The organism is Microbacterium sp. LMI1-1-1.1 (assembly GCF_040815675.1).
Taxonomy (GTDB): Bacteria; Actinomycetota; Actinomycetes; order Actinomycetales; family Microbacteriaceae; genus Microbacterium.
In genome coordinates this window covers 579,688-600,681 of sequence record NZ_JBFPNN010000008.1, presented here as the reverse complement: position 1 = coordinate 600,681, position 20,994 = coordinate 579,688, and the positions used below count along the sequence as shown (strand labels likewise).

General features: G+C 73.4%; 18 protein-coding genes. 5 read left to right on the top strand and 13 right to left on the bottom strand.

The window, feature by feature from the left end; genetic code table 11:
* Positions 1-10: 10 nt before the first annotated feature.
* From MRBLMI1_RS12335 to MRBLMI1_RS12315, 5 genes are all read right to left on the bottom strand, one after another.
* Positions 11-1,276 carry a sugar ABC transporter substrate-binding protein gene (locus tag MRBLMI1_RS12335; protein ID WP_367733295.1) on the bottom strand — a complete coding sequence of 422 codons (1,266 nt, stop codon included), beginning with the start codon at positions 1,274-1,276 and terminating at the stop codon, positions 11-13.
* Positions 1,277-1,432: 156 nt separating this feature from the next.
* The gene (locus tag MRBLMI1_RS12330) at positions 1,433-2,806 is read right to left on the bottom strand and encodes an FAD-dependent oxidoreductase (RefSeq protein ID WP_367733293.1); all 1,374 of its coding nucleotides are present in this window, start codon (positions 2,804-2,806) and stop codon (positions 1,433-1,435) included.
* A 47-nt stretch (positions 2,807-2,853) separates the two neighbouring features.
* On the bottom strand, positions 2,854-3,915 hold the full coding sequence (locus MRBLMI1_RS12325) for a polyprenyl synthetase family protein (protein WP_367733291.1): 1,062 nt from the start codon (positions 3,913-3,915) through the stop codon (positions 2,854-2,856).
* A 97-nt stretch (positions 3,916-4,012) separates the two neighbouring features.
* Positions 4,013-4,726, bottom strand: a complete 714-nt coding sequence (locus tag MRBLMI1_RS12320; RefSeq protein ID WP_367733289.1) for a demethylmenaquinone methyltransferase — start codon at positions 4,724-4,726, stop codon at positions 4,013-4,015.
* Positions 4,727-4,735: 9 nt separating this feature from the next.
* Positions 4,736-5,299 carry a DUF402 domain-containing protein gene (locus tag MRBLMI1_RS12315; RefSeq protein WP_367733287.1) on the bottom strand — a complete coding sequence of 188 codons (564 nt, stop codon included), beginning with the start codon at positions 5,297-5,299 and terminating at the stop codon, positions 4,736-4,738.
* A gap of 36 nt (positions 5,300-5,335) precedes the next feature.
* On the opposite strand from MRBLMI1_RS12315, the gene MRBLMI1_RS12310 reads away from it, so the two are divergent.
* Positions 5,336-6,613 (top strand): isochorismate synthase, encoded by a 1,278-nt coding sequence (locus tag MRBLMI1_RS12310; RefSeq protein ID WP_367733285.1) that lies wholly within the window; start codon positions 5,336-5,338, stop codon positions 6,611-6,613.
* Between the two features lie 19 nt (positions 6,614-6,632).
* Here the strand turns inward: MRBLMI1_RS12310 and MRBLMI1_RS12305 are convergent, their stop codons facing one another.
* The 3 genes from MRBLMI1_RS12305 to MRBLMI1_RS12295 all read right to left on the bottom strand — a co-directional run bounded on the left by MRBLMI1_RS12305 (position 6,633) and on the right by MRBLMI1_RS12295 (position 9,825).
* On the bottom strand, positions 6,633-7,487 hold the full coding sequence (locus MRBLMI1_RS12305; RefSeq protein ID WP_367733283.1) for a PPK2 family polyphosphate kinase: 855 nt from the start codon (positions 7,485-7,487) through the stop codon (positions 6,633-6,635).
* Positions 7,488-7,590: 103 nt separating this feature from the next.
* Positions 7,591-9,381, bottom strand: coding sequence for a 2-succinyl-5-enolpyruvyl-6-hydroxy-3-cyclohexene-1-carboxylic-acid synthase (menD, locus tag MRBLMI1_RS12300; protein WP_367733281.1), 1,791 nt, complete (start codon positions 9,379-9,381; stop codon positions 7,591-7,593).
* Positions 9,382-9,384: 3 nt separating this feature from the next.
* A complete protein-coding gene (locus tag MRBLMI1_RS12295) occupies positions 9,385-9,825 on the bottom strand; it encodes a PLD nuclease N-terminal domain-containing protein (RefSeq protein ID WP_367733279.1) in 441 nt (146 codons plus the stop codon).
* A gap of 74 nt (positions 9,826-9,899) precedes the next feature.
* Here MRBLMI1_RS12295 and MRBLMI1_RS12290 point away from each other — a divergent pair, with 74 nt between their 5' ends.
* Positions 9,900-10,208: a DUF4229 domain-containing protein gene (locus MRBLMI1_RS12290; RefSeq protein WP_367733276.1), complete on the top strand. Its 309-nt coding sequence runs from the start codon at positions 9,900-9,902 to the stop codon at positions 10,206-10,208.
* Between the two features lie 38 nt (positions 10,209-10,246).
* Here MRBLMI1_RS12290 and MRBLMI1_RS12285 read toward each other — a convergent pair whose 3' ends face one another.
* The 4 genes from MRBLMI1_RS12285 to MRBLMI1_RS12270 form a co-directional block, all read right to left on the bottom strand.
* On the bottom strand, positions 10,247-11,221 hold the full coding sequence (locus MRBLMI1_RS12285; RefSeq protein WP_367733274.1) for a 1,4-dihydroxy-2-naphthoate polyprenyltransferase: 975 nt from the start codon (positions 11,219-11,221) through the stop codon (positions 10,247-10,249).
* An 11-nt stretch (positions 11,222-11,232) separates the two neighbouring features.
* Positions 11,233-12,375 (bottom strand): AMP-binding protein, encoded by a 1,143-nt coding sequence (locus MRBLMI1_RS12280; RefSeq protein ID WP_367733270.1) that lies wholly within the window; start codon positions 12,373-12,375, stop codon positions 11,233-11,235.
* A gap of 64 nt (positions 12,376-12,439) precedes the next feature.
* Positions 12,440-13,342: a 1,4-dihydroxy-2-naphthoyl-CoA synthase gene (locus MRBLMI1_RS12275; RefSeq protein WP_367733268.1), complete on the bottom strand. Its 903-nt coding sequence runs from the start codon at positions 13,340-13,342 to the stop codon at positions 12,440-12,442.
* A gap of 4 nt (positions 13,343-13,346) precedes the next feature.
* A complete protein-coding gene (locus tag MRBLMI1_RS12270; protein WP_367733266.1) occupies positions 13,347-14,144 on the bottom strand; it encodes an LLM class F420-dependent oxidoreductase in 798 nt (265 codons plus the stop codon).
* 73 nt (positions 14,145-14,217) lie between these two features.
* On the opposite strand from MRBLMI1_RS12270, the gene MRBLMI1_RS12265 reads away from it, so the two are divergent.
* Entirely contained in the window at positions 14,218-15,216 is a 999-nt protein-coding gene (locus tag MRBLMI1_RS12265; RefSeq protein ID WP_367733258.1) for an o-succinylbenzoate synthase, read from the top strand.
* Here the strand turns inward: MRBLMI1_RS12265 and MRBLMI1_RS12260 are convergent.
* A complete protein-coding gene (locus MRBLMI1_RS12260; RefSeq protein WP_367733257.1) occupies positions 15,213-15,842 on the bottom strand; it encodes a TetR family transcriptional regulator in 630 nt (209 codons plus the stop codon). The genes MRBLMI1_RS12265 and MRBLMI1_RS12260 overlap by 4 nt on opposite strands.
* 116 nt (positions 15,843-15,958) lie before the next feature.
* Here MRBLMI1_RS12260 and MRBLMI1_RS12255 point away from each other — a divergent pair, with 116 nt between their 5' ends.
* The gene (locus MRBLMI1_RS12255) at positions 15,959-18,784 is read left to right on the top strand and encodes an MMPL family transporter (protein WP_367733689.1); all 2,826 of its coding nucleotides are present in this window, start codon (positions 15,959-15,961) and stop codon (positions 18,782-18,784) included.
* Positions 18,781-20,871, top strand: coding sequence for a YhgE/Pip domain-containing protein (locus tag MRBLMI1_RS12250; RefSeq protein WP_367733255.1), 2,091 nt, complete (start codon positions 18,781-18,783; stop codon positions 20,869-20,871). Before MRBLMI1_RS12255 ends, MRBLMI1_RS12250 begins: the two co-directional genes overlap by 4 nt.
* Positions 20,872-20,994: the final 123 nt, after the last annotated feature.

Here is a 20,994-nt window from a genome sequence, read left to right as displayed (position 1 = left end):
ATCTCGGCGGTCACAGCAGCCTCTCCCCTCTCAGCACCGCGAGGATGAAGTCCGTCGAGGTCTCCGGCGTCGCGTCCGGGTTCACCGCGGTCGGCGGATGCCAGGTGCGCTGCAGACCGATGGAGATCTCGTTGTAGTACGGCGTCTGCGGGCGCGGGGCGCCGAGGTCGAGCGACTCGCGGATCGTGTCGGCCATCGGGAACTGCTCCTGCACCTGCGGGTCGTCGTAGGCGGCGGTGTTCGACGGCGGGTTGCCGTTCGTCACGAAGTACTGCGCCTGGTTCTCGGGCTGCACGATGCACTCCACCGCCCGCCAGGCGAGGTCGGTGTTCTCGCTGTAGGCGCCGACCCCGAGGTTGATGCCGCCGACGGGCGGAGCCGCCGGGGTGGCGGCATCCACGCGGGGGTAGACCGCCCACCCGAGGTCGTCGACGATCTCGGGATCCGAGGCCTGCATCGCCGGCCACACGAAGGGCCAGTTGACCATGAACGATCCGCTGTCGCCCTGGAAGAGGTTCATGCTGGCGTTCTCGTCCGCGGTGGGCAGTCCCGAACCGCCGAGCCCCTCGGACCCGATCCGTCCGATGATGTCCGCGGCGGCGCGACCCGCGTCGGTCTCCAGCCCCAGCTGCATCTCGTCCGGAGAGGCCTCCGGGTCCTCGAGGATCTGGCCGCCGGCGGAGGCGACGAGGGCGTTGATCCACACCGTCAGCGACTCGGCGAGAGCGCCCTGCACGCCGATCTGCTTGTCCTGGTCCTCGGCGACCTGGATGATCTGGTCCCAGGTCACCGGTTGCGACATGTCCAGACCCGCGGCCTCGGCCACCGACTCGCGGTACCAGAGCAGCTGCGTGTTGGCCCAGAACGGCACCGTCACCAGCTCGCCGTTCCAGCTCGCGGACTGCACCGCGCCCTGCACGATCCCGTCGGTGTCCTGCAGGGTGTCCGGCACGGGGGCGAGGAACCCGGGCTCGGCCAGCTCGGGGATGAACGGCGGGTCGAGGCTCATGATGTCGAGCGACCGGTCGCTGGCCGCGAGACGGCGGGCCAGCTGCTCGCGCTGCGAGGCGGCGTCGCGCGGAAGCAGCGACGTCTCGATGCGGTAGGCCCCGTTCGCGGCCTCGGTGCAGGAGGCCGCGATCTCGGCCTGCCCGCCGTCGTCCGGGTTGATGTACCAGGTGAGGGTGGGGACGCCGTCATCCGCGGAGCAGGCCCCGAGGGTCGCCGCCAGTGCCACCGCCGACAGCCCGGCGACCGTCCGTCTCAGCGTGCGCATCCGGCCTCCTCGCCTCGGTGCGCGGGCGTGGTGCCCGCGGCATCCCCTCCATCCTCATGGCGGAGGCGCCGGGGAACAGGTGGCTTGCGAGGCCGAAGGACGATGTAGTACCGGGTGGAAGTGTCTAACGACCGCCGTCCGGGCCCGGGTCCGCGGTCACTCGCCGCGCGAGATCGCGATCATCTCGTCGCGGGGCACGACCTTGACGCGGGCGCGCTCGTGCGGCTGCCCGAGGGCGACCTCGTGCTCGTCGAGGCGGTGCCACCCGTCCAGGTCGGTCCAACGCACGCCCCGCTCGGCGAGGAGGGCGGGGATCGCCTCTTCCTCGGGGTGCTCGGGCTGCCACCACTGGCCCTGGTCGTTGATGAGGTGACGGACCGTCTCCATGGCATCCGACTTGGTGTGCCCGATCAGGCCCACCGGACCGCGCTTGATCCAACCGGTCGCGTAGACGCCGGGGACGCGCGCGTTCGAGCCGGCCTCGATGACCTGGCCCTCCTGGTTCGGGATGACGCCGTGACGCTCGTCGAACGGGACGTCCTTCAGCGGCGAGCCGAAGTAGCCGACGGCGCGGTAGATGGCCTGGATCGGCACCTCGCGGATCTCGCCGGTGCCGACGACACCGCCCTGGCCGTCCGACGCGGTCCGCTCGTACACGAGCGCGGCGACCCGGCCCTCGTCGTCCTTCTTCACCTCGAGCGGCTTCGCCCAGAAGTGCAGGTGCAGACGGCGGGACGCTTCGCCCCCGACGCCGTTCGCGCCCGGGCGCGTGCGCCACTGCTGGAGCACGCGGTCGATGACCTTGACCTGCTTGTTGGTCTGCACGGCGGCCAGCGACTGCTCGTCGTAGTCGAAGTCCTCGTCGTAGACCACCATGTCGACGTCGCGCAGCTCGCCCAGCTCGCGCAGCTCCAGCGGCGTGAACTTCACCTGCGCCGGCCCGCGGCGGCCGAACACGTGCACGTCCGTGACGGGTGAGGCTTTCAGCCCCTGGTACACGTTGTCGGGGATCTCGGTGGGCAGCAGGTCGTCCGCGTGCTTCGCGAGGATGCGGGTGATGTCGAGGGCGACGTTGCCGTTGCCGATGACGGCGACCGACTCGGCCTCCAGCGGCCACTCGCGCGGCACGTCGGGGTGACCGTCGAACCAGCTGACGAAGTCCGCGGCGCCGTAGGAGCCGTGCGCGTCGATGCCGGGGATGTCGAGGTCGGCGTCCCGGACCGCGCCCGTCGCGAAGATGACGGCGTTGTAGTGCTGCTTGAGGTCGTCGAGGGTGATGTCCCGGCCGAAGAGCACGTTGCCGAAGATGCGGATGTCGCCGCGATCCAGCACCTCGCGCAGCGCCGTGACGACGCCCTTGATGCGGGGGTGGTCGGGCGCGACGCCGTAGCGCACGAGGCCGTACGGCGCGGGGAGGTGCTCGAACAGGTCGATCGACACGTCGAACTGACGCTCGGCCTTGAGGAGGATGTCGGCGGCGTAGATGCCGGCGGGTCCGGCACCGACGATGGCGAGACGCAGCTTGGTCATGGGTGTCCTCTCGATCGAGATCGGGGGGGGTGAGAAAAAGGGGGGGGTCAGGCGGAGCGGTCGGCGACGGCGCGCGCGAACCGGGTCAGCGCCTCGCGCACCGCGCCGTCCGGCAGCGGTGCGAGGGCGTCGATCGCCTCCTGCGACCACTGGTGCGCCAGGCGCAGGGTCTCGTGCGTGGTCTCGTGATCGCGCAGCTCGGCGAGCGCGTCGTCGAGGATCGACGGGTCGGCGCCGGCGGCGATCCGCTCCTGGCCCTCGTCGATGCGCGCGCGCAGGTCGGCGGAGGCCTCGTCACGGCGGTGCCCCAGAAGCAGGTACGGCATGGTGGGCACACCCGCGCGCAGGTCGGTCCCGGGCACCTTGCCGGTCTCGGAGGCATCCGGCGACAAATCGATGACGTCGTCGAGAAGCTGGAACGCGACGCCCGCCTTCTCGCCGAACACGACCATCGGCTGCTCGTACTCCTCGGGCGCTCCCGAGTAGATGACGCCCGACTGGGCGGCGGCCGCGATCAGCGACCCCGTCTTGTCGGCGAGGACCTTCAGGTAGAACTCGACGGGCTCGTCGCCGTCCTGCGGACCCACCGTCTCGTGCATCTGGCCCAGGACCAGACGCTCGAACGTGTCGGCCTGCAGCTGGATCGCGCGTTCGCCGCGGCGGGCCATGAGCTGGCTCGCGCGGGAGAAGAGCAGGTCGCCGGTGAGGATGGCGATGTTGTTGCCCCACACCGTCTGCGCGCTCGGCACCCCGCGGCGCTTGTCCGCGCCGTCCATGACGTCGTCGTGGTAGAGCGAGCCGAGATGCGTCAGCTCCAGGGCGGTGGCCACCTCGACGACCTCGTTCGTCGTCCCGCGGCCGAGCTGGGCCGTCAGGATCGCGAGCATCGGACGCACGCGCTTGCCGCCCGCCTCGTAGAGGTAACGGGCAGTGACGTCGGCGAGCCGGTCGGCGCTGCGGACCTCCCCCTCGAGGGTGCTCTCCACGCGGGCCAGGCCGGCCTCGACGGTGGAAAGCAGGGCGCGCGAACGGAGTCCGCCGAAGATACGGTCGCTCAGTCCGAGCTTGCCCGCCAGGCGGGAACCGGCGGCGGGCGGGATCGGGGTCACGGTCCCAGCCTAGCCTGGCCAGGGTGACCTCACTCGCGGGCGCCGACCGGTTGACAGCGGTATCGAGCTATCGGACGGATCGCGCGCTCACGGCGAGTCAGGCCGGGTTCGTCCCGCGGTGCAGCGCGACGATGCCGAGGGTGAGGTTGCGGTAGGCGACGTCGACCCACCCGGCGTCCCGCATCCAGCTCGCCAGCGTCCGCTGGTCGGGCCAGTCGCGGATCGACTCGTTGAGGTAGTCGTACGCGTCGGCGTTGGAGCTGACCGCCTTGGCCACCACCGGCAGGACCCGGTCGTTGTAGAAGCGGTACACGCCGTTGAACACCGGGGACGGCGGATGCGAGAACTCGCACACCACGATCCGCCCTCCGGGGCGGGTGACCCGGCGCAGCTCCCGCAGCGCCCGGCGGGGGTCGTTGACGTTGCGCAGCCCGAACGACATCGTCACCGCGTCGAACTCGCCGTCCGCGAACGGGAGGTCGGTGGCATCCGCCCGCACGAACTCCAGGTTCGGCACCGTGCCGTGCCGACGGCGTCCCTCCGCGATCATGCCCGGGGAGAAGTCCGCGGCGACCACGTGCGCGCCGCTCGGGACGAACGCCATCGACGACGTCCCCGTGCCGGCGGCGAGGTCGAGGATGCGCTCGTGCCGCTGCGGGGCGACCGCGCGCAGCGTGGCCACGCGCCAGAAGCGGTCGTTGCCGAGGCTCAGGACCGTGTTCGTGCGGTCGTACGCGGCCGCGACCTTGTCGAACATGCCGCTGACCCGCTGCGGGTCCTTGCCGAGGTCGGCGCGGGGGGAATCGCTCACGCGACGAGTCTAGGCGCGGGGCGCGGTGCGGTCGTCGGGGGTTGCGAGCTCCGCCAGCCGCTGCAGCCACGGGCCGGTGGTCTCGTCCGAGAAGGGCGCCTCCCGGGCGACGACCCGGCGCTCGAGATCGAGCGCCGTGGCCTCGAGATGCCGCACGACGTCGGCGGGGTAGCCGTAGCGGACCCGGTGGTCCTCCCACTCGTCGCGGTCGTCGATCCACGTGCCCCGGCCGTCCGTGCGGCGGACGACGTCGAGGTCCATGTCGATCCCGACCGGCACGCCCTCCTCGTTCCACGTCACGTCCCAGGCGAGGTCGATGTACACCGCGACCGGGTGGGGCGCGGCGTTGTGCGTGAACGCCCAGTCGCCGGACGGCGGCACGAGCGTCACGTTCGGCTCGCGGCAGACGAAGTGCCGACCCGGACGGTCGCTGCGCCAGCCCACCTGCTGGCCGAACCAGTCGCCCCACTCGTCCGACCCGAGGTAGACCGAGTCCTGCTCCCAGTGGGGCGAGCCGTCCCACTTCCGCCAGCGGAACAGGAGGCGGGTACCGGGTGCGGGACGGGAGGACATGATCGGGAGTCTAGATCGCGGGTCTAGGGTGAACGGGTGACCACCGCCGCGGATGACGCCGTGCCGCGCCTGCGCGTCGTGACGCGCGAACTTCCCCCCATGGAGGACGTGCTGGCGTACACGACGCCGTACGACCCCCTCTTCTGGAGCCGGCGCGGGGAGTCCCTCGCCGCCTTCGGCGACCTGCTGACGCTCCGCTTCCCCGGCTCCCGGATCGGGGACGTCTCCATCGCCGACCGCTGGCGGGCCATCGCCGCCGCGGCCGAGATCGACGACCCGGTGGGCCTGCCGGGGTCCGGACTGGTCGCTTTCGGCTCGTTCGTCTTCGACCCGCGCTCGGAGCGCGAGAGCGTGCTGCGCGTGCCCGGCATGATCGTCGGCCGTCACAGCGGACGCGCCTGGGTGACGCGCCTCGCCTTCGACGACACCCCCGACGAGCCCGAGCCCGAGCTCCCGCCGCGCTCCCCCTTCGGCCCCCACTGGGCCGCGTCCTTCGGTCCGGGGCGCCTCACGGCGGGCGGATACCAGGATGCCGTCCAGAAGGCGATCGACCTCATCTCGGCCCGCGAGCTGGACAAGGTCGTCATCGCCCGCGACATCGCCGGGACGATCCCCGCGGGATCCGACCTGCGCCGCCTGGTCCGCTCCCTCCTGGAGGGCTACCCCGACTGCTGGATCTTCGCCGTCGACGGGCTCATCGGGGCGAGCCCCGAGACGCTGGTCACCGTGTCCCGGGGCACCGTCACCGCCCGCGTCCTCGCCGGGACGACCGCGCGCGGCGGTGACGCCGACACCGACGCAGCCGCCGCCCTCGCCCTCACCGAGAGCGCCAAGGACCAGGAGGAGCACCGCTTCGCCGTCCAGAGCGTCCTCGCGTCGCTGCGCCCGCACACGTCCGCCCTCGCCGCCGCCGAGCAACCGTTCACCCTCAAGCTGCCGAACGTCTGGCACCTCGCCACCGACGTCGAGGGCGAGCTCTCCGCGCACGCCTCCTCGCTCGACCTCGTGTCGGTCCTGCACCCGACCGCCGCGGTCGCCGGCACGCCCACCGACCGCGCCATGGACGTCATCCGCGAGCTCGAGCCGTTCGACCGCGGACGCTACGCCGGCGCCGTGGGGTGGATCGGCGCGTCCGGAGACGGCGAATGGGCGATCGCCCTGCGGTGCGCCCAGGTCGACCGCGCCGCGCCGACATCGCCCACCGCCCCCATCACCGCCTACGCGGGCGCCGGGATCATCGCCGACAGCGATCCCGAATCCGAGCTGCTCGAGACGCGGGTCAAGTTCCGGCCCATCATCGAGGCGCTGGCCTGACGCGGCGGGAGGAGCGTCGTCAGGATGCCGCGAGCCGCTTCTTCTCCTCCTCGACGTCGTACTCCGCCTCCGGCCAGCTCGGGCCGATGTCCTCCAGCGCGTCGATCAGCAGCTGCTGCACCGCGAGCCGGGCGTACCACTTCCGGTCCGCCGGGATGACGTGCCACGGAGCCACGGGAGTCGACGTCCGATCGATGGCCACCTGATAGGCATCCATGTACTCGTCCCAGAGCTGACGCTCGTCGACGTCCGCCGGGTTGTACTTCCAGTGCTTGTCGGGGCGGTCCAGCCGCCGGGCCAGACGGTCGCGCTGCTCGTCCTTCGAGATGTGCAGCATCACCTTGACGAGGCGGATCCCCATCGCGGCGGCCTCCGCCTCGAAGCCGACGATCGCGCTGTACCGGCGTTCGATCTCGTCCTCCGGTGCGAGCCGACGCACCCGGCCGATGAGCACGTCCTCGTAGTGCGAGCGGTCGAACACCCCGATGCGTCCCGCATCGGGCAGGCGCTTCTCGATCCGCCAGAGGAAGTCGTGCTCCAGCTCCTCGGCGGTCGGCTTCTTGAACGAGGCCAGCTCGACGCCCTGCGGATCGACGGAGCCCACCACGTGCCGGACGATGCCGCCCTTGCCGGCGGTGTCCATCGCCTGCAGCACCAGCAGCACCGACCCGGTGGCGGTCCTCGCGACGCTCTGCGCGAAGAGGCGCTCCTGCAGATCCGACAACGGTGCCGCGCCGGCGGCCAGCGCCTCCGCGGCGTGCGACTTCGTGCCGTCGTACCCGGGCGTCGACCGCGTGTCGATGTCGGCGAGACGGAAGCCGGGCTCGATGCGCAGCGCGTCGGTGGCGGGGGTGGACCATCTGCTCTTGCTCATCGCCCCATGGTGGCCGGTGCGTCACTCGCCCACCACGCCCTTGACCCGCGGCCGGTCGGCGCGGCAAGGGCGCTGCGGGGCAGGCGCGGGAGGGCTCCCTGCGTCACCGGGGCAGCGGCACCTCGATCAGCTGGCGGCCGCCGACCGACGCGGTGAGCACCTGGTCCAGGGCCACGCGCGTCGTCACCCGGTGGTACTCCCAGCCGAGGGCCAGCGCGAGCTGCTCCAGGCGGACCGTCTGCGGGGTGTACTGCACGCGCCGCATCGCGTCCTCGCCTGCGACGCCGGCGACCTCGAGACCGTCGAAGATCGTCCCGCCCCCGTCGTTGCCCACGACGACCTGCAGCCGCGGCTCCTCCTCCCCCGGCGGGAGCAGCAGCGCACCGGCGTCGTGCAGGAACGCCAGGTCGCCGAGCAGCAGCCGCGTCACCCCCGGCCGGCCGCCGGCCTGACTGGCCAGCGCCACGCCGGTCGCGGTCGCGACGGTGCCGTCGATACCCGCGAGCCCCCGGTTCGCATGCACCGCGACCTTCTTGCCGCCGAGCACCTCATCGGCCACGCGCACGAGACGCGACGAGCCGAACACGAGTCGGTCGTGCGGCCACGTCGCCCGCCACAGCGCGTCGACGAGCGTCGCCCGGTCCAGCGGGGCGCGCATGACCTCCACCTCGGCGTTGATCGCCCCGAGACGCTGCTGCGGCACCGCCGACGACAGGCCGTCGGCATCCGGCGCGCGCGGCGACAGGTCCACGGCAGCGGCGCGCGATGCGCGCATCCACGCCCCGAGCCACGACCGATCGGACTCCCCGGACCCGATCCGGACGGCATCCACCCCCACCGTCGCGCCGTTCAGGTTCACCGCCTCGCCGGGACCCCGCACGGCGAGGACCTCGACGTCGGGCTGCCCGAGCAGCCGGGCGACCTCGCGGCTCAGCGTCGGATGCCCGAAGACCACGACCCGCTCGATGCGTCCGCCCAGCTCCGGGTCGCGCAGCAGCGCGCGATACCCGTGGACGACCTGACGCCCGAACCGTGCGCCGCTCACGATCTCCGCGATGAGGGGGAATCCGCCGCGGTGCGCGAGCTCCTCGGCGCCCGGACCTGCATCGGCTCCGGCGACCACCACGGTGCGCGGACCGTGGTCGAGCACGTGCGCGTCCTCGAGCCCGGGAGCCGCGTCCGCGATCCCGATGCCCCCGCCGCCCTGATAGTGGGCCCCGGATGCCTCGGCGTCGTCGCCGTCCTCGACGCTCTCGTCCGCGGGGGCGCTCCCCGCCGCGCGCACGGTCATCCATGCCGGGGCGGCCCCGGCCAGGGGCTCGCGCAGCGGGACGTTCAGATGCACCGGGCCCGCTGCCCGCGCCCCGGCCCCGAGGGCGGCGGCCAGCGCCGTCGCGGCGACGGCGTCCAACTCGCGGGTCTGCGCCCCGTCGCCGTCGTCGTCCGTCGCGACCGGCACGGGGAGGTCCGCCTCCCACCGCACCGCCGTGTGGAACAGCCCCGGCTGACGCGTCGTCTGGTTCGCCCCGATGCCGCGCAGCTCCGGCGGCCGGTCGCCCGTCAGCAGCAGGAGCGGGACGCCGGAATGGTGCGCCTCGAGCGCGGCGGGCAGCAGATTGGCCACCGCGGTCCCGGACGTGCAGATGACAGCCGCCGGCATCCCGGTCTCCCGACCGATCCCGAGAGCGGTGAACCCGGCCACCCGCTCGTCGATCCGGACGTGCAGCGACACGAGACCCGCGGCCTCGAGCTCCGCCGCGGCGAGGGCCAGGGCTTGCGAGCGCGAGCCCGGGCTGACGACGAGATGACGGATGCCGCGGGCCACCAGCCCCGACAGCAGCGCCGCCGCCGCATCGGTCGACGGGGCGGCGTCGCGAGGTGCGGGAGAACCCACGGCTCAGCCGACGGCGCCGCGCTGACCGCGGGAGTCGTCGTCGCCCTTGCCGGGGTCGTCGGGGTCGTCGGAGGACGCCGTCCCGGGTGCGGGCGGAGGCGTCTGCGGGCGCGGGTCGTCGGCCTGGGAGTCCAGCTGCGCGAGCTCCTCCTCGAGGCGGCGGATCCGCTCGTCCTGCTCGGCGCGGGCGCTCGCCGACATGCCCCGCAGGAACTCCGGGTCGTCGTCCGGCGCGCGGCGGGCCGCCGTGGGACGGCTCGCGCGACCACGACCGATGAGGAACCACAGGATGCCGCCGAGCACGGGCAGGACGATCACGATGACCATCCATGCCGCCTTGCTCACCCCGCGGTGACGCCCGGCCGGTTGCACGGCGCAGTCGACGATCGTGTAGACCCAGAAGGCGGTCGCCACGAGCGCCAGAATCAGCAACAGCCGTGCCATGCCCCAATCCTACGTGCGCCGGCTGGACAGGGGCCGGACGCCGACAGGTCCGCCGACCGCCGTAGAATGGTCGAATGCGTGCCCGCTCCGCCCTGGTCTACACCGTGCTGCGGCTGCTCGCGTTCCTGATCCCGCTCGGCATCCTCCTGCTGTTCCCGGTGTTCCAGGAGCTGCCCTGGCTGGCCGCCGTCTTCGCGGCCCTCATCGGCCTGAGCCTGTCGCTGCTCCTCCTGCGTCGACCGCTCGACCAGGTCACCGGCGGGCTCGCCGAGCGCAACGCCGCCCGCAGGGCCGAGAACCGCGAGCGCCGGAGCGCCGCGGAGGCCGACGCCGACGTCGAGGACGCCGTGGTCGACCGCAGCCGCCCCGACGACCAGCGCTGAGCTGGCGCGGAGCCGGCCGGCGCTGAGCCTGCGCGCGCTCAGACCGCGAGGAACGCCCAGAACAGCAGGGCACCGTAGGCGACCGACGTGAGGCTCGTGACCTGCAGCGCCGTGATCAGCTCGCGCGGCACGCGGTAGGTCCACACGATGAGGATCGCCGACAGTCCCCCGAGCAGGGCGATGAGCGTCAGCCACGCGACCGGGAAGATCAGCGCCAGGAACGCGGAGATCGCGAACGGCACCAGCACGAACACCGTGAACAGCACCCGCGTCGCCGTGCGGCCGATGAGGACCGACAGGGTGCGCTTGCCCGCAAGGCGGTCCTGGTCGATGTCGCGCAGGTTGTTCACCAGAAGCACCGCGCAGGCCAGCAGTCCCGCGGCCACCGCTCCGAGCCAGGCCTCCTGCGGCAGCGCCCGCACCTGCAGCCACGTCGTCCCGAGGGTGGCGACCAGGCCGAAGAACACGAAGACGAACACCTCGCCGAGCGCGTTGTAGCCGTACGGCCGCTTGCCGCCGGTGTAGAAGTACGCCGCGACGATGCACGCGGCCCCGACCAGCAGCAGCCACCACTGCTGCGTCCGGATGACCAGCGCGAGACCGACGAGAGCCGCGAGGGCGAAGAACGAGAACGCGACGATGAGCACCGTGCGCGGGCGGGCCTTGCCGGCCCCCGTCAGACGGGCCGGACCCACGCGCACGTCGTCCGTGCCGCGCACGCCGTCGCTGTAGTCGTTCGCGTAGTTGACGCCGATCTGCAGCGACACGGCGACCGCGAGGCACGCGAGGGCGATCACCCAGTGCAGCGCGGGATCGACCAGCGTCGCCGCGCCCGAGCCGATGAGCACCGGCGTGATGGCCAGCGGCAGCGTCCGCAGTCGCGCGGCGCCGATCCAGTCCCGGGCCGTCGCGGGAGCGACCGCCGCCGGCGACGCGACCTTCGGCTTCGACGGGTCACCGCCGACGCGCCGACGCTTCACGGGCTGGGAACGCTTGCGAGACTGTGCTGCCACGAGGGGTCAGTTTATGCCGCCCCGGCCGCCAGACGACGACGCAGCAGCGCGCGGTCCGGCTTGCCCGACGACAGCACGGGCATCTCCTCGACCAGGACGACGCGCGACGGACGGGCCGGTCGCCCCACCTCGAGCCCGACGGCGTCCCGCACCCGCCGGAGGAGCGCGTCGGCCGGTCCCGCACCGACGGCGACCACGGCCGAGCCCTGCCCCCACGTCGCGTCCTCGACCGGGACGACCACGGCCGTCTCCAGACCCGGGATGCCGCGGACCACCGCCTCCACCCGGTCCAGCGACACGTTCACGCCGCCCGAGACGATGACGTTGTCGAGACGACCGGTGACCCGCAGCACCCCGTCCGTCAGCTCGCCGGCGTCACCGGTGCGATACCAGCGCACTCCGGCGGCATCCGTCGGGAAGATCTCCGCCGTCCGGGCCGGCTCGCCCAGGTACCCGTCGGCGAGAGTCGGACCGGTGAGCCGGACCTCCCCGTCGACGATCGCGACCTCGACGCCGTCGAGCGGGACCCCGTCGTAGACGCACCCGCCGCTCGTCTCGGTCGAGCCGTAGGTGCGGACGATCCGTGCGCCGAGACCCGCCGCCCGCTCCCGGGTCGCCGGGGGCAGCGCCTGGCCGCCGACGAGGATGCGCTCGAACGACCGCAGCGCCTCCGCGACCTGGGGATCCTCGTCCGCCGCGTCCAGCAGCCGCTGCAGCTGCGCCGGGACGAGCGAGGTGTACGTGGGCACGCGCGCGCCGTTCTCGTGCGACACCAGGCCGAGCGCGGCCGCCGCGAACGCGTCCGGACGGAACGACCCGGCCAGCACCCCCGGCTCCCGCTCCGCGGCGAGCGCCCGCACGAGCACCTGCACCCCCGCCACGTAGGTCGCCGGCACCGCGAGCAGCCACGCCCCCTCGCCGATCCGCGCGGAGGTCGCGAACGCGCTCGCCAGCAGGGCGTTCCGGCTGAGCGCCACCGACTTGGGCACCCCCGTCGAACCGGACGTCGTCACGACCACCGCCGTGCCGGGCGGCACCTCGTCCGGCAGGTCCGCGCCCCCCAGTGCCACCGCCGGCCCGGCGCCGAACACGGCCGCGCGCAACGCCCGCAGGACGTCGCGCGCGTCCGAGGACGACGGGGCCGCGAGTCTCACCGCGCTCCGCCGGGGCGGCATCCGACGGTCGCCTGCCGCGCCCCTGCCGAACCGGGTCCGGGGATCAGAAGTGCCACGGGACGCCGGACCAGTCGGGAGCCCGCTTCTCGAGGAAGGAGTCGCGCCCCTCCGCGGCCTCGTCGGTGCCGTACGCCAGTCGCGTGGCCTCGCCCGCGAAGAGCTGCTGGCCCACCAGACCGTCGTCGACCGCGTTGAACGCGTACTTGAGCATGCGGATGGCCGTCGGCGACTTCGTGAGGATGGTACGGGCCATCCCGAGCGCCTCGCGCTCGAGCTCGGCGTGCGGGACGACGCGGTTGACCGCCCCCATCTCGTACGCGCGCTGCGCCGAGTACTCCTCCGCGAGGAAGAAGATCTCGCGAGCGAACTTCTGCCCGATCTGTCGGGCGAAGTAGGCGGAGCCGTAGCCGGCGTCGAACGAGCCGACATCGGCATCCGTCTGCTTGAACCGCCCGTGCTCGGCGCTGGCGATCGACAGGTCGCACACGACGTTGAGCGAGTGGCCGCCGCCCGCGGCCCAGCCCGGCACGACCGCGATGACGACCTTCGGCATGAAGCGGATGAGCCGCTGCACCTCGAGGATGTGCAGGCGCCCGGCGCGCGCGGGGTCGCCGACGGCGCCCTCCTCGTCGGAGTACTTGTAGCCGTCGCGTCCGCGGATGCGCTGGTCGCCGCCGGAGCAGAACGCCCAGCCGCCGTCCTTGGGGCTCGGCCCGTTGCCCGTGAGCAGCACGACGCCGATCCGCGGGTCCTGCCGCGCGATGTCGAGCGCCGTATACAGCTCGTCGACCGTGTGCGGACGGAAGGCGTTGCGCACCTCCGGACGGTCGAACGCGATGCGGGCGACCCGGCCGTCGTGCGTGACGTGCGCGGTGATGTCGGTGTAGCGCTCCGCCCCGGGCGCCGGGACCCACTCGTCAGGGTCGAAGATGTCGGAGACGGTCACCGGCTCAGGCGTTCTTCGCGTCGCGCCAGGCGAGCCACCGCTCCACGATCGAGTAGTCCCAGTCCGGACCCGAGAAGCCGAGCGTGAACAAGCGGGTCCCGGCGTCGAACAGCGCGTCGGCGTCGGACTCGTCCCGGTCCTTCAGCTCGTTCGAGACGACGAGACCCGACAGGTCGCGCCCCTCCGTCTCGGCCCAGCGCTCGATGACGCCCAGCTTGTGCGGCAGCTCGTCGGGGGTGACGAAGCTGTGCCAGATGTCGGCGTGACGCGCCACGATGCGGAGCGTCTTCTGCTCGCCCTTGCCGCCGATCATGACCGGGATGCCGCGGGTCGGCGTCGGGTTGAGCTTGCCCCACCGCGCGACGATGCGGTCGAGGTCCGTCGCGAGCGCGTTGAGGCGGGACCCGGCGGTGCCGAACTCGTAGCCGTACTCGTCGTAGTCGCGCTCGAACCAGCCGGAGCCGGTGCCGAAGATGAAGCGGCCGGTGTCGCCGCCCTTCTTGCTGATGTGGTCGATCGTGCGGGCCATGTCGGCCTGCAGGTCCGCGTTGCGGTAGCTGTTGCAGTTGACCAGGGCGCCGAACTCGACGCGCTCGGTCTGCTCGGCCCACGCGGCGAGCATGGTCCACGCCTCGAAGTGCTCGCCGTCCGGGTCGCCGTAGAGCGGGAAGAAGTGGTCCCAGTTGAACAGGATGTCGACGCCCATCTCCTCCAGACGGAGGACGGCGTCGCGGATGTCGGAGTACTGGACGTGCTGCGGCTGGATCTGGACGCCGAGCCGGACCGGGGTGTCGAAGAGCATGCGGCCAGCCTATTCCCGTGTCCCCGGCTGCGGGCGGCTGACGCGGACGGCCTCCACGCGACAGGATGAGGGGATGAGCACCGCCGCCCTCCCCCCGCTGGACGCCCTCCTCGCGACCGCGCGGGTCGTGACCCTCCCCCTCGTGACGCGGTTCCGCGGTGTCGAGACGCGCGAGGCGGTCCTGCTGGAGGGCCCGGAGGGGTGGACGGAGTTCTCCCCCTTCGTCGAGTACGGCGACCGCGAGGCCGCCACCTGGCTCGCCGGTGCCCTCGACTTCGGCTGGACGCCCGCCCCGCCGACCGTGCGCACGGCCGTGCCCGTCAACGCCACCGTGCCCGCGGTCGCCGCGGACCGGGTCGACGCCGTGCTCGACCGGTTCGACGGATGCCGCACCGCCAAGGTGAAGGTCGCCGAGCGCGGACAGGTGCTCGCAGACGACGTCGCCCGCGTGCGCGCCGTGCGCCGCCGGCTGGGACCGGAGGGTCGCGTCCGGATCGACGCGAACGGCGGCTGGAACGTCGACGAGGCCGAGCGCGCCGTCCACGCGCTGGCCGAGTTCGACCTGGAGTACGTCGAGCAGCCGTGTGCGGAGATCGACGAGCTCGCACAGCTGCGGGAGCGCATCGGCTACCTCGACATCCCCGTCGCCGCGGACGAGAGCGTCCGCAAGGCGGACGACCCGCTGCGGGTGGCCCGCGCCGGCGCCGCGGACCTCCTCGTCATCAAGGCCCAGCCGCTCGGCGGCATCCATCGGGCGCTGCGCGTCGTCGCCGAGGCCGGACTTCCGGCGGTCGTCTCCAGCGCCCTGGACACCTCGGTCGGTCTGGCGATGGGCGCCGCCCTCGCCGCGGCGTTGCCGACGCTCGCGCACGACTGCGGGCTGGGCACCGCCTCGCTGTTCACCGCGGACGTCGTGGCCGACCCCCTCGTCGCCCGGGACGGCCTGCTCCCCCTCGTGCGCCCGCGACCCACCGACGCCGAGCTGGACCGCGTCGCGGCGAGCGCGGACCGGCGCGACTGGTGGCTCGCGCGCCTCGAGCGGTGCCATGACCTCCTTCGGGCGGAGGGCTAGCCGAGGATCAGCCGGACGATCTGCGACAGCCGGTCGGCGAGCAGGGCACGGGATGCCGCGGCGTCGTGCCCCGTCATCAGGGCGTGCTCGCTCGCGGACACCCACGCGGCCAGCAGCAGTTCGGTCGCGGACTCGGCCGACACGCGCAGCTGCAGCCCCCGCGTGCGGGCGATGTCGCGGACGAGCTCGAGGACGCTCTCGGACAGGGCGGCGTTCAACGCCAGGTAGGCCTCCGCGAAGTCGGGGTTCCGCAGCGCCTGCAGACGGGTCTCCGCCCCGAGCAGCACGTCGAGACGGTCGCTGCCCGACACCTCGAGCACTTCCTGGACCAGGAGGAGCGCGTCCTGCGAGGAGCCGACGCCGACGCCCTCCGCCGCCGTCACACGATCGCGGACGGCGGCGATCGTGGTCTCCGCGGACCGCTCGCAGAGCGCGAGGAACAGCTCGTCCTTCGACGCGAAGTTGGAGTAGAACGCCCCGCGGGTGAAGCCGGCGCGCTCGCACACGGCCTCGACGGAGGCGGCATCCATCCCCACCTCCGCGAAGACCTCGGCCGCCGCGTCCATGAGGCGGGTCCGGGTGTTCTCGCGCCGTCGCGTCGGCGCCGCCGCAGCCGTCTCGCTCATCGTCCGTCGTCCCCTCGCCGCGGGACCCGGTCGGGTGCCCGGCTCATACGATACAGTGTTGTATCCGATACGGTGATGTATCGAAGCTGTCCGCCTCGATCGTGGGAGCCGCCACCGTGTCCACCTTCCTCTTCACCCTCGGACGCTGGTCGTTCCGTCACCCGTGGCGCGTCCTCGTCGGCTGGCTCCTCGTGCTCGTCGTGGCCGGCGGCGGCGTCGCGCTGCTCGCCAAGGGCACGGACAACACCTTCGCCATCCCCGGGACCGAGTCGCAGGCCGGGCTCGAGATGCTCGCGCGGACGTTCCCACAGGTCAGCGGCGCGAGCGCCGAGATCGTCGTCGTCGCGGCCGACGGCGCCACCGTCGAGGATCCCACCTACCGGGACGCCCTCGGCACCGCCACCCAGGACATCGGCGCGCTCGACTTCGTCGCCGCCGTCACCGACCCCTACGACGACATGGTCTCGGGCGGCATCTCCGACGACGACCGCGCCGCGATCGTCCGGGTGCAGTTCGACGGCGAGGCCACCGAGGTCCCCGCCGACACGATCACCGGACTCGAGCAGGCGCGCGACACCCTGGCATCCACCCTCCCCGCCGGCGCGCAGGCGGTGCTCGGCGGTCAGCTGTTCGCGACGGAGATCCCCGGCGTCTCGATCACCGAGGCCGTGGGCGTCGTCATCGCGGCCCTCGTCCTCATGGTGACGTTCCGCTCGTTCCTGGTGGCCGGGATGCCACTGGCCACCGCCCTGCTCGGCGTCGCCTTGTCGGTCGCCCTCATCTTCATCGCCACGGGCTTCGCCACGGTCTCCTCCACCACGCCGCTGCTGGCCGTGATGCTGGGCCTCGCCGTCGGCATCGACTACTCCCTCTTCATCGTGTCGCGACATCAGGACCAGACCCGGCACGGCATGGACCCGGAGGAATCGGCCGCGCGCGCGACCGGCACCGCGGGCTCGGCCGTCGTCTTCGCCGGCATCACGGTGCTGATCGCGCTCATCGGCCTCGGCTTCGCCGGCATCCCGTTCCTCACCACTATGGGGGTCGCGGCGTCCGTCGCCGTCGCGATCGCCGTCTGCGTGGGGCTCACGCTCACGCCCGCGCTGCTCGGCTTCGCGAAGGGGCGCGTCGTCGGCTGGGGCTTCGGGCCGAAGGGCCGTGCGCGTCGCAGCGCCCGAGCCGCCCGCCGCACCGAGCGACCCGGGACGGCGCGCCGCTGGGTGGGCCTGGTCACCCGGCATCCGATCGTCACCTCGGTCGCCGTGATCGGCGTGCTCGGCGTCGCCGCGATCCCCGCCGGCAGCCTCGCCCTGACGCTGCCGAACGCCGGTCAGGTGCCCGAGGGCGACGAGGCGCGGACGGCCTACGAGCTGACCGACGAGTACTTCGGTCCCGGTGCCAACGGCCCGCTCATCATGACCGGCACGATCGTCACCTCGAACGACCCGCTGACCCTCATGCAGGACATCGGCGACGAGATCGCGAAGGTCCCCGGCGTGGCCGAGGTCGCCCTCGCCACCCCCAACGAGACCGCCGACACCGGGATCGTCCAGATCGTCCCCGAGACCGCCCCGGACGACCCGGCCACCGCCGACCTCGTCCGCGAGCTGCGTGCGCAGGAGGACCGGCTCTTCGACCGGTTCGGCGTGCGCCTGCTCGTCACCGGCTACACCGCCGTCACCATCGACATCTCCGACCAGCTCGGCGCCGCGCTCGTGCCCTTCGGCATCTTCGTCGTCGGCCTCTCGCTCGTGCTGCTGATGATCGTCTTCCGCTCCATCTGGGTGCCCCTCACGGCCGCGGGCGGCTACCTGCTCTCCGTCGCGGCCTCCTTCGGCGTCGTGGCGGCGGTCTTCGAGTGGGGCTGGTTCGCCGACGCGCTGCACGTGGCGAAGGTCGGCCCGATCATCAGCTTCATGCCCATCGTCGTGATGGGCGTGCTGTTCGGCCTCGCGATGGACTACCAGGTCTTCCTCGTCTCGCGCATGCGCGAGGACTACGTGCACGCCGACCGCGAGGACCGGACGCCCCGCGAGGTGGCCGTGGGAGCCGTCCGCAGCGGGTTCCACGCCTCCGCGCGCGTCGTGGTCGCCGCCGCCGTCATCATGTTCGCCGTGTTCGTCGCGTTCGTCCCCGAGGGCGACTCCAGCCTCAAGCCCATCGCGCTCGGGCTCGCCGTCGGCATCGCCGTCGACGCGTTCCTCGTCCGCATGACGCTCGTGCCGGCAGTCCTGGCTCTCCTCGGCGCGAAGGCGTGGTGGATGCCCCGCTGGCTGGACCGCCTGCTGCCGCGTCTCGACGTCGAAGGCGAGGCGGTGGAACGCGAGATCGGCCTCGCCGACTGGCCGGGCGAGCCCGGGCTCGCCGTCGCCGCCGATGGGCTGCGCGCCCCCGCCGGCCGCGACGGGGAGCCGGCGTTCGCCGACGTGGCGCTGCGCGTGCCCGCCGGCGGGACGCTGCTCGTCACGGGCGCCACCGCGGTCACGCGGCCCCTGCTGCTCGCGCTCGCGGGCCGCCTCTCCGGCATCGACGGACGGCTCCGCGTCGACGGACTGCTGCTCCCCGAGCGCGCCGGCGCCGTGCGCGCCCGCGTCGGCCTCGCCCTCCTCGACGACCCCGACGACGTCGCGCCCGAGGTCCGGCGCGCCCTCGCCGGTGGGACGCGCCTCGTCGTCCTCGCCGACGTGGACCGTCTCGACGACGACGCCCGCGACGACGTCGCCCGCGCCCTGCGCCGGGCCGCGGGTGACCTGCGGGACCGCGACGACGCGACCGACGGCCTGACGGTCGTCGTCTCCGCCCGCGACGAGGGACGCGCCCTCGCCCTGCTGGCCGCCGCGGAACGCCCCGACATCGCCGCGGTCGCCCTCCCCTCCCGTCGCGCCCCGCGCGACGAGCCCTCCCCCGATTCCTCCTCTTCGATCCTCGAGGTGTTCGCATGACCCGTCTCGTCGAGCGCTCCCGCAGCCGCCGCCCCGTCACCTGGCTGACGCTCGTCGGCGTCCTCCTGCTGCCCGCCGTCATCGGCGGCATCCTCGTCGGTGCCCTCTACAACCCCACCGACCGCCTCGACAACATCACCGCGGCCATCGTGAACGACGACGAGCCGGTCACCCTCGACGGGCAGACGGTCCCCCTCGGTCGCCAGCTCACCGGCGGTCTCGTCGCCGGCGCGGAGGACCAGCCCAGCAACATCGACTGGGTCATCTCGAACGACGACGACGCAGCGGCCGGCCTCGCCGACGGCACCTACACGGCCGTCGTCACGATCCCCGACAACTTCACCTCCGCCGCCCTGTCCACGCGGCCCGGCGAGACCCCCGAGCGGGCGACCATCGGCGTCTCGACCGCCCCCGACGCCCGCGTCGTCGACGGCGCCATCACCGCGCAGCTCGCATCCACCGCGTCGTCCGTGTTCGGCAGCGAGCTCTCGTCCCAGTACCTGCAGAACGTCTTCCTCGGCTTCACCACCCTCGGCGACCAGCTCGGTCAGGCCGCGGGGGGCGCCCACCAGCTCGCCGACGGGGCGTCGCAGGCGACCGACGGCGCCACGAGCCTGCGCGACGGGCTCGGACAGCTCGCCGACGGCGCCGCCGGTCTCGCCGACGGTGCCGGACAGCTCACCACCGGGGCCGACCAGCTCGCCGCCGGAGCGTCGCAGCTCGGCGGCGGCGCCGCCCAGCTCGCCGACGGCACCCGCGAGGCGGCCGCGGGCATCGGCGACCTCGCCGCGGGGGCGGATCGCATCGCCGAGGGCAACCGCGCACTGGCGACGCAGATCGGCGCCCTGGCGGACGCCGTCCCGCCGGAGTTCGCGCAGACGGCGACCGGCATCACCGACGCAGCCCCCCAGGTGGATGCGGCCCTCGTCACCGCCGCCGCCGACCTGCGCCGTCTGGCCGACGCCTGCGACGCCGGCACCACCCCCGACCTGTGCGGGCAGCTCGCCCAGGCCGCCGATCGTGCGGACCAGGAGCTCCCGCGCGCCCAGCAGACCGTGGCGCAGATCGGCGCCCTCGCCGGACAGGCCGCCCAGCTGCCGGCCGGCATCCGCACGATCGCGGACGCCAACGCGCAGCTCGCCGACGGCGCCGCGGGCATCGCCGGCGGAGCGCGCGAGGCCCAGTCCGGTCTCGGCACGCTCGCCACCGGCATCGACGGCGTCGCCACCGGCGCGAACGGCCTCGCCGACGGCGCCCGTCAGCTCAGTGGCGGTGCATCCGCCCTGCAGTCGGGCGCCGAACAGCTGGCATCCGGCACCCGCGACGCGCAGGACGGAGCGGGCGCGCTCGCCGACGGCGTCGGGCAGGTGGCATCCGGGACCTCCTCGCTCGCCGACGGTCTCGACCAGGCCGTCGCCGCCCTGCCGACCTACACCGACGCGCAGGCCGCGAGCCTCGCCGACGTCGTCGCCGACCCCGTCTCCGCGACCGGCGTCGAGGACTCGCTGTTCGGGCTCTCGGCCGTGCCGCTGCTCGCGATGGCGGTTCTCTGGTTCGGCGGCCTCGGGTCGTTCGTGGCGTTCCAGGCCGTGTCCGCACGCGCCCTCACGACGCGGCGCCCCTCCGCCCTCGTCGCGCTGCGCTCCTTCGCCCCCGCCGGTCTCATCGGCGCCGCCCAGGGCCTCCTCGTCGCGGGCGTCGTCCAGATCGCCGGTCAGTACGGGTGGGGGGACTGGGCCCTGTTCGCCCTCGTCAGCATGCTCGCCGGCATCGCCTTCGCCGCCGTCCACCAGGCTCTCGTCGCCGTCTTCGGCGGCGCGGGGCGGTGGCTCGCGGCCGTGGTCGGCGCGCTTGCCCTCGGCGCGAGCATCGTCTCGACCGTGCCGCCGGCCTTCACCGCCGTCGCGGCGCTGCTGCCCACCTCCCCCGCGTTCGACGCGATGCTCGGCGCGCTGTCGTCGGCCGGCGGGGTCGGAGCCGGAGTCGCCGCCCTCGTCGTCTGGGGCGCGCTGGCGCTGCTCGCGACGACCCTCGTGGTCGTCCGGAGACGGACCGCCTCCGCCCGCACCGCCCTCGCGACGACCTGAACCGCCGGAGCGCGCGCAGGCGGGAGCCGCCTGTAGCTCGCAGGGCGGGGAGCCGCCCGCCGCTCGCAGAAACGCACGAACCTCGCAGTGATCCGGACGGATGCTGCGAGGTTCGCGTCGTTC

What these genes read in the sequence shown, in the direction of transcription:
- MRBLMI1_RS12295 (WP_367733279.1), bottom strand. Translation starts at nt 9,825, where the DNA reads ATGGCACGGCTGTTGCTGATTCTGGCGCTCGTGGCGACCGCCTTCTGG.
- MRBLMI1_RS12260 (WP_367733257.1), bottom strand. Translation starts at nt 15,842, where the DNA reads ATGAGCGAGACGGCTGCGGCGGCGCCGACGCGACGGCGCGAGAACACC.
- MRBLMI1_RS12335 (WP_367733295.1), bottom strand. Translation starts at nt 1,276, where the DNA reads ATGCGCACGCTGAGACGGACGGTCGCCGGGCTGTCGGCGGTGGCACTG.
- MRBLMI1_RS12265 (WP_367733258.1), top strand. Translation starts at nt 14,218, where the DNA reads ATGAGCACCGCCGCCCTCCCCCCGCTGGACGCCCTCCTCGCGACCGCG.
- MRBLMI1_RS12270 (WP_367733266.1), bottom strand. Translation starts at nt 14,144, where the DNA reads ATGCTCTTCGACACCCCGGTCCGGCTCGGCGTCCAGATCCAGCCGCAG.
- MRBLMI1_RS12330 (WP_367733293.1), bottom strand. Translation starts at nt 2,806, where the DNA reads ATGACCAAGCTGCGTCTCGCCATCGTCGGTGCCGGACCCGCCGGCATC.
- MRBLMI1_RS12250 (WP_367733255.1), top strand. Translation starts at nt 18,781, where the DNA reads ATGACCCGTCTCGTCGAGCGCTCCCGCAGCCGCCGCCCCGTCACCTGG.
- MRBLMI1_RS12290 (WP_367733276.1), top strand. Translation starts at nt 9,900, where the DNA reads ATGCGTGCCCGCTCCGCCCTGGTCTACACCGTGCTGCGGCTGCTCGCG.
- MRBLMI1_RS12305 (WP_367733283.1), bottom strand. Translation starts at nt 7,487, where the DNA reads ATGAGCAAGAGCAGATGGTCCACCCCCGCCACCGACGCGCTGCGCATC.
- MRBLMI1_RS12315 (WP_367733287.1), bottom strand. Translation starts at nt 5,299, where the DNA reads ATGTCCTCCCGTCCCGCACCCGGTACCCGCCTCCTGTTCCGCTGGCGG.